11 protein-coding genes are annotated in these 12,173 nt (G+C 71.9%); 7 read left to right on the top strand and 4 right to left on the bottom strand.

Features of this window, described 5'->3' with window-relative positions; genetic code table 11:
* Positions 1–28: 28 nt before the first annotated feature.
* The 4 genes from ACFPP6_RS15950 (at position 29) to ACFPP6_RS15935 (ending at position 3,861) form a co-directional block, all read left to right on the top strand.
* A complete protein-coding gene (locus ACFPP6_RS15950) occupies positions 29–1,390 on the top strand; it encodes an APC family permease (protein WP_382042087.1) in 1,362 nt (453 codons plus the stop codon).
* A gap of 228 nt (positions 1,391–1,618) precedes the next feature.
* Positions 1,619–2,851 (top strand): exodeoxyribonuclease VII large subunit, encoded by a 1,233-nt coding sequence (xseA, locus tag ACFPP6_RS15945; RefSeq protein WP_382042084.1) that lies wholly within the window; start codon positions 1,619–1,621, stop codon positions 2,849–2,851.
* Between the two features lie 10 nt (positions 2,852–2,861).
* Positions 2,862–3,113, top strand: a complete 252-nt coding sequence (locus ACFPP6_RS15940) for an exodeoxyribonuclease VII small subunit (protein ID WP_382042081.1) — start codon at positions 2,862–2,864, stop codon at positions 3,111–3,113.
* 157 nt (positions 3,114–3,270) lie between these two features.
* Complete coding sequence (locus ACFPP6_RS15935) at positions 3,271–3,861, top strand: malonic semialdehyde reductase (RefSeq protein ID WP_382042078.1); 591 nt, start codon at positions 3,271–3,273, stop codon at positions 3,859–3,861.
* 109 nt (positions 3,862–3,970) lie between these two features.
* On the opposite strand, the gene ACFPP6_RS15930 is transcribed toward ACFPP6_RS15935, so the two are convergent.
* Positions 3,971–4,519, bottom strand: coding sequence for a DUF4245 domain-containing protein (locus ACFPP6_RS15930; RefSeq protein ID WP_382042075.1), 549 nt, complete (start codon positions 4,517–4,519; stop codon positions 3,971–3,973).
* A 223-nt stretch (positions 4,520–4,742) separates the two neighbouring features.
* Between ACFPP6_RS15930 and glpX the strand changes: the two genes are divergently transcribed.
* The gene (gene glpX, locus ACFPP6_RS15925) at positions 4,743–5,774 is read left to right on the top strand and encodes a class II fructose-bisphosphatase (RefSeq protein WP_382042072.1); all 1,032 of its coding nucleotides are present in this window, start codon (positions 4,743–4,745) and stop codon (positions 5,772–5,774) included.
* A 102-nt stretch (positions 5,775–5,876) separates the two neighbouring features.
* Here glpX and ACFPP6_RS15920 read toward each other — a convergent pair whose 3' ends face one another.
* Both ACFPP6_RS15920 and ACFPP6_RS15915 read right to left on the bottom strand, forming a co-directional pair.
* Positions 5,877–6,236, bottom strand: a complete 360-nt coding sequence (locus tag ACFPP6_RS15920; protein ID WP_058046041.1) for a WhiB family transcriptional regulator — start codon at positions 6,234–6,236, stop codon at positions 5,877–5,879.
* Positions 6,237–6,440: 204 nt separating this feature from the next.
* Positions 6,441–7,121, bottom strand: a complete 681-nt coding sequence (locus ACFPP6_RS15915; protein ID WP_382042587.1) for a DUF1707 SHOCT-like domain-containing protein — start codon at positions 7,119–7,121, stop codon at positions 6,441–6,443.
* A gap of 173 nt (positions 7,122–7,294) precedes the next feature.
* Here ACFPP6_RS15915 and ACFPP6_RS15910 point away from each other — a divergent pair, with 173 nt between their 5' ends.
* Positions 7,295–8,959: a fumarate hydratase gene (locus ACFPP6_RS15910; protein ID WP_382042067.1), complete on the top strand. Its 1,665-nt coding sequence runs from the start codon at positions 7,295–7,297 to the stop codon at positions 8,957–8,959.
* A gap of 79 nt (positions 8,960–9,038) precedes the next feature.
* On the opposite strand, the gene ACFPP6_RS15905 is transcribed toward ACFPP6_RS15910, so the two are convergent.
* Positions 9,039–10,565 carry a ricin-type beta-trefoil lectin domain protein gene (locus tag ACFPP6_RS15905; protein WP_382042064.1) on the bottom strand — a complete coding sequence of 509 codons (1,527 nt, stop codon included), beginning with the start codon at positions 10,563–10,565 and terminating at the stop codon, positions 9,039–9,041.
* Between the two features lie 107 nt (positions 10,566–10,672).
* Between ACFPP6_RS15905 and ACFPP6_RS15900 the strand changes: the two genes are divergently transcribed.
* Positions 10,673–12,067, top strand: a complete 1,395-nt coding sequence (locus tag ACFPP6_RS15900; RefSeq protein WP_382042061.1) for a class II fumarate hydratase — start codon at positions 10,673–10,675, stop codon at positions 12,065–12,067.
* Positions 12,068–12,173: the final 106 nt, after the last annotated feature.

Here is a 12,173-nt window from a genome sequence, read left to right as displayed (position 1 = left end):
GCGATTCCGTCCGCTCTAGGGGCAGCCCATGACCGCACCCGTGACCGCACCCCCCGGCGGCACCGACGGAAAGCTTCACCGCACCCTCACCTTCCGGGACCTGATCGTCTACGGGTTGCTGTTCATCGCCCCCATGGCGCCGGTGGGCATCTTCGGCACGCTGGACGCGAAGTCGCGCGGGGCGGTGGCGCTCGTCTACGCCGTCGCGACCGTCGCGATGGCCTTCACCGCCTTCTCGTACGCCCAGATGGTCCGCGTCGCCCCGCAGGCCGGCTCGGTCTACACGTACGCGCGCGTGGGGCTCGGCGAGGGCCCGGGGTTCGTCGCCGGCTGGATGGCGCTGCTGGACTACCTCCTGATCCCCGCGGTGGCCTACCTCTTCTCGGGGATCGCCCTGCACGCTCTGGTGCCGTCGGTGTCGCAGTGGGTGTGGACGGCCGTCGCGGTCGTGGTGACGACCGCCCTGAACCTGGCGGGCGTGCGGACGGCCGCCGTCGTCGGCTTCCTGGTGCTCGCCATGGAGATCGCGGTCCTGCTGGTCTTCGTGGCGTGCGCGGTGTTCGCCCTCGCGGAGCACGGGGCCCGGCGCGGCTGGCTGTCGCCGCTGACCGGGGAGGGCAACTTCGCCATGGGCGCGGTGGTCGCCGCGGTGTCCGTGGCGGTGCTGTCGTACCTGGGCTTCGACGCGATCGCGGCGTTCGCGGAGGAGGCCGCGGGGGGCTCGGAGCGCGTCGCCCGGGCGGTGATGACGTGCCTGGCGGTGGCGGGCGTGCTGTTCATGGTCCAGACGTACCTGGCGGCGCTGCTCGCCCCGATGTCGGCGGCGGAGCTGGCGGCGGACCCGGCCGCGCAGGGCTCGGCGTTCTACGACACGGTGGACTCGGCGACCGGCACGTGGCTGCACGACCTGGTGGCGGTCAGCAAGGCCGTCGGGGCGGCGTTCGCGGCGCTGGCGGGGCAGGCCGCGGCGGGGCGGCTGCTGTTCGCGATGGCACGGGACAGGAGGCTGCCGGGCCTGCTGTCGAAGGTGGACCCGGCCTCGGGCGTGCCCCGGATCGCGTTGCTGGGCACGGCGGTGGTCAACCTCGTGGCGGCGGTGTGGGCGGCGCGGCGCGACGACGGCCTGGACCGCCTGGTGTCGGTGGTGAACGTGGGTGCGCTGGTGGCCTTCGCGCTGCTGCACCTGTCGGTGATCGGCTGGTTCGCGGTCCGCAGGCGGGGCCGCGAGCTGCGGCCCGTACGGCACGTGGTGATGCCCCTGCTGGGGCTGGCCGTGGTGATCGCGGTGATCGTCGAGGCGTCGGCCACGGCGCAGGTCGTGGGCGGGCTGTGGCTGGTGGCGGGGCTGGGGGTGCTGGGGGCGCAAGCGCTCCGCGGGGGTCCGGCGTAGGGACGGTGCGGCGAGGCGCGGTACAGCCACCCTGCGGCGCGGTACGGCACCGCCGGGTAGCGCCGCGGTGGTCACTCGCCGCGGCGGCGGCCTTGAGGGGCGAGGCCCCCAAGGAAATGCCCGCCGCCGCGGCGAGCGACCACGACGGCGAGGGTCCGGCGGAATGCCCGTAGGGCGTGACCGTACGTGCCTGGCCCCCGGCCGGTGAGAGGCCACTACGCTCACCCCATGGCCCTCAACACGTCCCCCGACGCCCCGATCCCGGTGGGGCAGGTGTCCCGGCTCATCGGCGGCTGGATCGACCGTCTCGGCGCGGTGTGGGTCGAGGGGCAGATCACCCAGCTCTCCCGCCGCCCGGGCGCCGGCGTCGTCTTCCTGACGCTGCGCGACCCGGCGCACGACATCTCGCTGTCCGTCACCTGCTACCGCGCGGTCTTCGACAAGGTCGCCGACATCGTCTCGGAGGGCGCGCGCGTCGTCGTGCACGCCAAGCCCGAGTGGTACGCCCCGCGCGGTCAGCTCTCGCTGCGGGCGGCGGAGATCCGGCCGGTGGGCGTCGGGGAGCTGCTGGCGCGGCTGGAGCAGCTGAAGAAGTCGCTGGCGGCCGAGGGGCTGTTCGCGGCGGAGCGCAAGCGGCCGCTGCCGTTCCTGCCGCAGCTGATCGGCCTGGTCTGCGGCCGTGCCTCGGCCGCAGAGCGGGACGTCCTGGAGAACGCCCGGCACCGCTGGCCCGCCGTCCGCTTCGAGATCCGCAACGTGCCCGTCCAGGGCGTGCACGCGGTGCCGCGCGTCATCGAGGCCGTCGAGGAGCTCGACAAGGCCCCGGATGTGGACGTGATCATCGTGGCGCGCGGCGGCGGCAGCGTGGAGGACCTGCTGCCGTTCTCCGACGAGCGCCTGGTGCGCACGGTGGCCGCCTGCCGCACGCCGGTGGTCTCCGCGATCGGCCACGAGCCCGACTCCCCCCTGCTGGACCTGGTCGCGGACCTGCGCGCGTCCACGCCGACGGACGCGGCGAAACGCGTGGTGCCCGACGTCGGCGAGGAGCTGGTGCGGGTCCGGCAGCTGCGCGAGCGCGCCCTGCGCTGCGTCACCGCGCACCTGGACCGCGAGGAGCGCGGCCTGGCGTCGGTGCGGGCCCGCCCGTGCATGCAGCACCCGCAGCGGATGGTGGAGGAGCGCGAGGACCGGGTCGACGCCCTGACCGCCCGGGCGCGCCGGACGCTCGGCCACCTGCTGGACCGCGCGGACTCGGAGCTGTCGCACACGCACGCGCGCGTGGTCGCGCTGTCCCCGGCGGCGACGCTGCGCCGGGGCTACGCCGTGCTGCAGCACGCGGACGGCTCGGTGGTGCGGGACGCAGCGGAGGTGACGGCGGAGGAGGAGCTGCGGGCCCGGGTCGCGGAGGGCGAGTTCACGGTGCGGCCCGTTGCGGGGTCCGCTGTCGTACCTCCCGCATAGGCTGGTGGCCATGGCGACGACAACGGATGCGCTGGGGTACGAGCAGGCTCGCGACGAGCTGATCGAGGTCGTGCGCCGCCTGGAGGCGGGCGGCACGACGCTGGAGGAGTCGCTGGCCCTGTGGGAGCGCGGCGAGGAGCTGTCGAAGGTGTGCCGACGCTGGCTGGAGGGCGCGCGGGCGCGGCTGGACGCGGCGCTGGCCTCCGAGGAGGAGGCCGGGGCGGCGGAGGGTGCCGCGGAGGGTGCCGAAGAGGCGTCCTGACGCCCGGCTACCCCCTCTGACCAGCCAATACATCAGCAAGGGCGGGTGAACCCCGCCACATCCCCACCCCTTTAGTTGAAGTTTCATCTACTTGTCGTACAGTGGATCCCGTAAGCCCTCCCCCCGGGATCTTCCGTACGCAAGAAGGTGCACCCCCATGTCCCTCGCCCTCGACGCCGCCGCCCAGGACCTGCTCTTCCGTGAGGCGCACACCGCCAACACCTTCTCCGGCGAGCCGGTGACCGACGAGCAGATCCAGGCCGTCTACGACCTGGTCAAGTACGCCCCGACGGCGTTCAACCAGTCGCCCCTGCGCATCGTGCTGATCCGCTCCGAGGAGGCCCGCGAGCGCCTCGCGCCCCTGATGGCCGAGGGCAACCGCGAGAAGACCCGCAACGCCCCGCTCGTCGCGATTCTCGCCACGGACAACGAGTTCCACGAGGAGCTGCCGGAGCTGTTCCCGCACTTCCCGCAGGCCAAGGACGTCTTCTTCGCCGAGCGCCCGGTGCGCGAGCAGTCCGCCGCGCTCAACGGCTCGCTGCAGGCCGGCTACTTCATCCTCGGCATCCGCGCGGCGGGCCTGGCCGCCGGCCCGATGACGGGCTTCGACTTCGCGGGCGTCCAGAAGGAGTTCCTGGACGGCGACCACACCCCGCTGATGATCGTCAACATCGGCAAGCCGGGCGAGGGCGCCTCGTACCCCCGCTCGCCGCGCCTGCCCTACGAGCAGGTCGTCACGACGGTCTGATCCGTCCGGACAACCTTGACAATCCGAACAGCCTGAACAGCCTGAACAGCCTGAACAGCGGGGACGGTCCCGGACCGTCCCCGCTGCGGCACCCGGCCGTCGCGCTCCCTCAGCCCTTCTTGGACTTGAGCGCGGCGGCCATTTCCGCGAGCCGCTCCGCGGACGCGGTACCGGTGACCACCGTGGTCACCCCGCGCTCCTCGCGCACGAGCGCGTTGTACTTCTCGCCCTCGTAGTGCCGCCACGTGGCATCGCCCACGCGCTGCGTCCTGTCCGTCTTCACCGCGCGCTGGCTCGCACCGTCGATGAAGGCACGGGCCGGGCCGTCGCTCTGCTCGACGGCCACGTACTGCGTGTCCGGGTCGAGGAAGCCCAGGTGCCAGACCGAGCCCTCCTTGCCGCCCGTCCCGCCCGCCCGGTACGAGACGGAGGTGGCGCGCCAGTCCTTGTCCAGCCCGGCCGGGGCCGCGACGGGGTACGGCGCGGCGCGCCGCGCCGTGTCGAGCTCGACGCGGTAGTCGACGGTCGGCACCGCGTCGCTCGCCTTGCCTTCGTCGTGCGGGATGAACACGTAGCTGACAAAAGCGACGGGAATGATCACCGCCATCGCGAGCACCATGTTGCGCACGGTCTGCGCCTTGGGATTCCTACCTGCCACGCCCCCCATCGTCCCCTATGCCCCGGGAGATCTTGACGGCGGCCCCGGGGGCGCGCCGGAGCCCGGTCCGCGCCTCCTCCGGAAGACCTTGACGCCGCTCATGCGTGGGGCCCTCTGCTCACTCTCGCAGTAAACAGATAAAGTCATCAGCACCCTCACCTTCTGCCCCTTTCGGGGGAGAGGGGTCCCTGCGGCCGTCGCCGTAAAGAAAGGTTGCGCTCCGATGACCGAGCATCATCTGCCGTCCCCGCTCGAGGTCAGCCCCGAGGCCCCCGACCGCAACCTCGCCCTGGAGCTCGTCCGGGTCACCGAGGCCGGTGCCATGGCATCGGGCCGCTGGGTCGGCCGGGGTGACAAGAACGGCGCGGACGGCGCCGCGGTCAAGGCCATGCGTGCCCTGATCGGCACCGTGTCCATGAACGGTGTCGTCGTCATCGGCGAGGGGGAGAAGGACAACGCCCCCATGCTCTACAACGGCGAGCGCGTCGGCGACGGAACCGGCGCCGAGTGCGACGTGGCCGTCGACCCGGTGGACGGCACGACCCTCACCGCCAAGGGCATGGCCAACGCCGTCTCCGTGATGGCCGTCGCCGACCGCGGCACCATGTTCGACCCGTCCGCGGTGTTCTACATGGACAAGCTGGTCACCGGCCCGGAGGCCGCCGACTTCGTCGACATCGACGCCCCCGTCGCCGTCAACATCCGCCGCATCGCCAAGGCCAAGCACTCCTCCCCCGAGGACGTCACGGTCGTCGTCCTGGACCGCCCCCGTCACGACGGGCTCGTCAAGGAGATCCGCGAGGCCGGCGCCCGGATCAAGTTCATCTCCGACGGCGACGTGGCCGGCGCCATCATGGCCGCCCGCGAGGGCACCGGCGTGGACCTGCTGCTGGGCATCGGCGGCACGCCGGAGGGCATCATCGCGGCCTGCGCGATGAAGTGCCTCGGCGGCACCATCCAGGCCAAGCTGTGGCCCAAGGACGCCGAGGAGCGACAGCGCGCCCTCGACGCGGGCCACGACCTCGACCGCGTCCTGCACACGAACGACCTGGTCAGCGGCGAGAACGTGTTCTTCGTGGCCACCGGCATCACCGACGGCGAGCTGCTGCGCGGCGTCCGCTACCGCGCGGAGACGGCGACCACGCAGTCGCTGGTCATGCGCTCCAAGTCGGGCACGATCCGGCAGATCGACTCCACGCACCGGCTCTCGAAGCTGCGCGCGTACAGCACGGTGGACTTCGAGCGCCCCAGCTGATCGCCCTGCGGGCACACCTGCCCCCAAACGCCGGACGGGCTGCGATTTCGGCCGAGCCCAGCCGAAATCAAGCCCGTCCGGCGCTTCTGCCGTCCCGTGCGCTCAGCCCGCGGCGGCGACCCGCGTCGTGCGCGCCAGCTCGGCCTCGCGCCGCCGCCGGCGCGCCAGCACCACCCGGCGCTCGGCCGCGGTGAGACCGCCCCACACCCCGTAGGGCTCCGGCTGCAGCAAGGCGTGCTCGCGGCACTCGACCATCACCGGGCAACGGGCGCAGACGCGCTTGGCGGCCTCTTCGCGCGACAGACGGGCAGCCGTCGGTTCCTTGGATGGTGCGAAGAAGAGCCCGGCTTCATCCCGGCGGCACACCGCCTCCGAATGCCAGGGGCCGGCCTGATCCCGCGCGGACGGAATCCGCGGGGACGGTACGGCGGCTTCCTGCAGGGGCTGATGCGGTAGCAGCACGGTCTACTCCTGACGACGGCTTTTACTTGGCCGGTTGAGTCACCCTTGCCCGCCTCCACTGCGCACGGCCATTCGCACCGGCAGCCGTACGAGAGACGATGCACCAAGCTTTACCCGCTGTGCGCGTGCTTATTCACACCGTTGCCATGAGCGGAACGCGGTAACCCGCAGTAAGTTCGCGGTGATAGGGCGCGCGGGGCGCCATCAGCGGCCCGCGCGAAGGTTCTTGAGCCGCTTGCCGCGCTTCGGCCGGGCGTCCACACCACCGAAGACCGCGCAGCCGGTGACGGAGACGACCGGCGCGTCGGGGTCGGCCGCTTCCACGGTCCTGATGTCGAAACCGCCGAAGATGCCGGTGCCGGTGGAGCGCAGGGTGACGTTCTCCGGGACCGTGATGTCGACGCTGCCGAAGAACGAGGTCGCGTTGATGACGATCTCCCGCTGCTCGAAGAACGCCTCGGTCAGATCGATCTCCACGGCGCCGAACAGCGCGAACGCGTTCGTCCGCGGGCTCGCCCGCCGGCGCCCCTTGCGGCTCGCGGCGCCGAAGACGGCGACGAGGTTCTCGGCGGGGCCCGCGCCGGGGGTGTGCGCCGGGGCCGGGTGCGGGCGCGCGGGGGCCTGCGGCCGGGCCCGGCCGTCCACCGGCAGGTCACGGACCAGCGGTTCCAGCTCGCCCAGGGTCCTGGCCCGGTAGGCGGCGCCGACCCGCTCGGCGTGCTCCTCCGCGGTGATCCGGCCGTCGCCCAGGGCGTCGCGCAGGACGCCGGCGGTCCGGTCGCGGTCGGCGTCGGAGGCGCGCAGGCCGGGCTCCGGCACGGCGGGCAGGGGCTGCCGGGGGCTCTTCTCGAACGAGGGCGACGATGGCTCTTCCACGGCAAGCAGGGTAGCCACAACGCGATAGATCGCGATAGAGGGCGGGCCCGACCCGGGGATTCCCGCTGGTCGGAGCGGGTGAGCCTTACCTCACAAGACCGCTCCCCCGCGCGCGCCCTAGGCTGGTACGCGCTGTCGAGGACGCCAGCCACCACTGCCTGCCGAGTGAGGAATCCGCCGCAATGCCTGCCTCTGAGTTCGCCTATACGGACCTCCTGCCCCTGGGCGAGGACAACACTCCGTACCGCCTGGTCACCTCCGAGGGCGTGTCGACCTTCGAGGCCGACGGCCGCACCTTCCTCAAGGTCGAGCCGGAGGCGCTGCGCAAGCTGGCCGCCGAGGCGATGCACGACATCTCGCACTACCTGCGCCCGGCCCACCTCGCGCAGCTGCGGAAGATCCTCGACGACCCCGAGGCCTCCCCGAACGACCGCTTCGTCGCCCTGGACCTGCTGAAGAACGCCAACATCGCGGCCGCCGGCGTGCTCCCGATGTGCCAGGACACCGGCACGGCGATCGTCATGGGCAAGCGCGGCCAGAACGTGCTGACCGAGGGCGGCGACGAGAAGGCCCTCTCGCACGGCATCTTCGACGCCTACACCGAGCTCAACCTGCGCTACTCGCAGATGGCCCCGCTGACCATGTGGGACGAGAAGAACACCGGCTCCAACCTGCCCGCGCAGATCGAGCTGTACGCGACCGACGGCGGCGCCTACAAGTTCCTCTTCATGGCCAAGGGCGGCGGCTCGGCCAACAAGTCCTTCCTCTTCCAGGAGACGAAGGCCGTGCTCAACGAGGCGAGCATGATGAAGTTCCTGGAGGAGAAGATCCGCTCGCTCGGCACGGCCGCCTGCCCGCCGTACCACCTGGCGATCGTCGTCGGCGGCACCTCCGCCGAGTACGCGCTCAAGACCGCCAAGTACGCCTCCGCGCACTACCTCGACGAGCTGCCGGAGGAGGGCTCCCCGCTCGGCCACGGCTTCCGCGACAAGGATCTGGAGGACAAGGTCTTCGAGCTCACGCAGAAGATCGGCATCGGCGCCCAGTTCGGCGGCAAGTACTTCTGCCACGACGTGCGCGTCGTCCGCCTCCCGCGCCACGGCGCGTCCTGCCCGGTGGCCATCGCCGTCTCCTGCTCCGCCGACCGCCAGGCGCTCGCGAAGATCACGCCCGAGGGCGTCTTCCTGGAGCAGCTGGAGACCGACCCGGCGCGCTTCCTCCCGGAGACCACGGACGAGCATCTGGAGTCGGAGGGCGATGTCGTCCGCATCGACCTCAACCGGCCCATGGACGAGATCCTCGCCGAGCTGACCAAGTACCCCGTCAAGACCCGCCTCTCGCTGACCGGACCGCTCGTCGTGGCCCGCGACATCGCACATGCGAAGATCAAGGAGCGGCTGGACGCGGGCGAGGAGATGCCCCAGTACCTCAAGGACCACCCGGTCTACTACGCCGGCCCGGCCAAGACCCCCGAGGGCTACGCCTCCGGCTCCTTCGGCCCGACGACGGCCGGCCGCATGGACTCCTACGTCGAGCAGTTCCAGGCCGCGGGCGGCTCCAAGGTGATGCTCGCCAAGGGCAACCGCAGCAAGCAGGTCACCGACGCGTGCGGCAGCCACGGCGGCTTCTACCTCGGCTCGATCGGCGGCCCGGCGGCCCGCCTCGCACAGGACTGCATCAAGAAGGTGGAGGTCCTGGAGTACGAGGAGCTGGGCATGGAGGCCGTCTGGAAGATCGAGGTCGAGGACTTCCCGGCGTTCATCGTCGTGGACGACAAGGGCAACGACTTCTTCGTCGACCCGGCCCCGGCGCCGACGTTCACGAGCATCCCGATGCGTACGAAGTAGTCCCGCAAGCCGGCTTGTGGGCAGTCGTTCCGCTGGGGCGGAACGGGTGGGCACAAGCCGGCCCACGGCGGGTCGGCCGCTACGCGAACCGCTGTGACCTCGACCCGTCACACGCCTGCAGCCGGACCGGCTCCTTGGCCCCGGCCAGGGCGAGGCAGAGCCCGCCGGCCGCAGCCGGCCGCACGGTCGAACCGTCCCGCACGAACTGCTGGTTCGCCCCGCCATGGCAGTTCCACAGCACCACGGCCGTCCCCGCCGCGTACTTCCCCCCGGGAACGTCCACGCACCGGTCGTGCGAGAGGGCCGTCCGCAGCGCCTTGGTGCCGGCGTCGTGGCCCCACTCCTGGTTGCGGCTGCCCGTGCAATCCCAGCCGCCGACCATGGTCCCGTTGCGGCTGCTCGCCCCGTACGCGTCGACGCAGGTGCCGGTGGCCTCGTTCCTGAGCGGTCGGAAGGCGTCGTCCCAGGCGCCCTCGTGCAGTACGGGCTTCCCCGTGCTCGCCGGGTCGGCGCAGCCGGCCTCGCGGTAGCCGGCCAGGTAGGCCTGGCTCAGGCAGGACGCGAACGCGCCGTGGCCCCGGGCGTTGGGGTGGAAGGACTGCCGTACGGAGTTCTCGTTGGGCGGGAAGGGGTTGGACAGGTCGACGTAGAGGCCGCGCGCCCAGGCGTCGTCCATGCACACCTCGTGCCCGTGGAAGAGGCGCGAGTTGTCGAGGTAGACCGCTCCCGTGTCGCGCGCGGCCTTGCGCATGCCGCGCTCGAAGGCCGGCACGGCGGAGTTGCGGCCCCAGGCGGCGTCGGAGGTGTGGCCGACGCAGCCGCCGGGGAGCTTGCCGGGGAAGGAGGGGTTGTCCTCGAAGTCGGGGCCTATGGGGCTCGGGTAGCCCATGAGGACGAGCTTGTAGTCGCCGTCGGCGTAGCCGGCGTCCTTCATCACGGTGCGCAGGTCCCGCACGGTCTGCTCGACCTTGGGGACGAGTCCGTCGACGCGGGCCTGCCAGCCGGGGGCGTACTTGGGCTCGCAGGTGCCCTGGAGGGTCAGGTAGCGGGTGACGCAGTCGGTCATGACGGGCCCGAACTGCAGGTCGTCGTTGGCGCCGGCGACGAGCAGGACCATCTTCACGCGGGTGTTGCGGGCCTTGACGGCGAGGCTGTCGCTCTGGACGAGCTCGTCGGCGTACTGCTTGGTGCCGCCGATGCGGATGTTGGCGGTGGAGGCGCCGGAGCAGGCGACGTTGTAGGTGACGTCGGCGGGGATCGTGGTGCGGTGGATGGCGGCGTCGGGCGAGCGGTGGCACCAGTTGGCGGGGCCGTTGGTGCCCGGCTCGTAGGTGCCGACGCCTTCGCCGGAGATCTCGCTGTCGCCGAGCGAGAGGAGCGAGGTCTTGCGCTGCTCCAGGGGGCGCTGGGCGGCGTCCCCGTAGAGCTTGACCGCTTCCGCGGCGCGGATCCTCTCCAGTTCGGGCGACAGGGGCGTCGCGGCGGCGGATGTGTGCGGCGCGGCGGCCGCGTGGGCGGTGGGTCCGGTGACAGCGAGGCCGCCGAGCGCCGCGGCGAACGCGGCGACGGCGGCGAGTGAACAGCGCAGGGTGGGTCTGCGTGTCATGGTGCCTCCCCGATTTCAGTTGTTACCCGCGGTATTTACTAGGCGGTAGTGCTTTTTGGGAACACCGTGAACCGGACAAACGCTTGGTGTGTCAGGAGGTAGTGACGATGACCGATGGTGAGCAGTACCGGATCGAGCACGACTCGATGGGTGAGGTCCGGGTCCCGGCGGATGCCAAGTGGCGGGCGCAGACCCAGCGCGCGGTGGAGAACTTCCCCATCAGCGGGCAGCGGCTGGAGCGGGCGCACATCGAGGCGCTGGCCCGGATCAAGGCCGCGGCGGCCAAGGTCAACGCCGAGCTGGGCGTGGTGGACAAGGACGTCGCGGAGGCGATCGGGGCGGCCGCCGCGGAGGTCGCCGAGGGCCGCTGGGACGACCACTTCCCCGTGGACGTCTTCCAGACGGGCTCCGGCACGTCCTCCAACATGAACACGAACGAGGTCGTCGCCACCCTGGCGAGCGAGCGCCTGGGCCGCCCGGTGCACCCCAACGACCACGTGAACGCGTCGCAGAGCTCCAACGACGTCTTCCCGTCCAGCATCCACATCGCGGCGACGGCCGCCGTCACCCGTGACCTGGTGCCCGCGCTCGAGCACCTCGCGGCGTCCCTGGAGCGCAAGGCCGAGGAGTTCGCCGAGGTCGTCAAGTCGGGCCGCACGCACCTGATGGACGCGACCCCGGTGACGCTCGGTCAGGAGTTCGGCGGGTACGCGGCCCAGGTCCGCTACGGCGTCGAGCGGCTGCGGGCCTCGCTGCCGCGCCTGGCCGAACTGCCCCTGGGCGGCACGGCCGTGGGCACCGGCATCAACACCCCGCCCGGCTTCTCCGCCGCCGTCATCGCCGAGGTCGCCCGCGCCACGGGGCTGCCGCTGACGGAGGCCCGCGACCACTTCGAGGCGCAGGGCGCGCGCGACGGCCTGGTGGAGACCAGCGGGCAGCTGCGCACCGTCGCCGTCGGCCTCACCAAGATCGCGAACGACCTGCGCTGGATGGGCTCCGGCCCGCGGGCCGGGCTGGCCGAGATCAACCTGCCGGACCTGCAGCCGGGCTCCTCGATCATGCCGGGCAAGGTCAACCCGGTCATCTGCGAGGCCGTCCTGATGGTGGCCGCCCAGGTCACCGGCAACGACGCGACGGTCGCGGCCGCGGGCGCCGCCGGGAACTTCGAGCTCAACGTGATGCTCCCGGTGATGGCGAAGAACGTCCTGGAGTCGGTGCGGCTGCTCGCCAACGCCTCCCGCCTGCTCGCCGACCGCACGGTCGACGGCATCACGGCCAACGTGGAACGGGCCCGCGAGTACGCCGAGTCCTCCCCGTCGGTCGTCACGCCCCTCAACCGCTACATCGGCTACGAGGAGGCGGCGAAGGTGGCCAAGAAGTCGCTCGCCGAGCGGAAGACCATCCGTGAGGTCGTCCTCGACTCGGGCTACGTCGAGCGCGGGTTGCTCACGCTGGAGCAGCTGGACGAGGCGCTCGACGTGCTGCGCATGACGCGCCCGTAGGGGCCGGGCCGGTTGCCGGCGGGCGGGGACGGGTGTCCCCGCCCGCCGGTATCCGGCCCCGTGCGTCTCCGTGCGTCACACATCACGGCGCACACGCACCCCTCGC

This window comes from Streptomyces aureoversilis, from assembly GCF_042657885.1.
Classification (GTDB): domain Bacteria; phylum Actinomycetota; class Actinomycetes; order Streptomycetales; family Streptomycetaceae; genus Streptomyces; species Streptomyces aureoversilis.
This window is presented reverse-complemented; position numbering and strand designations above follow the sequence as displayed.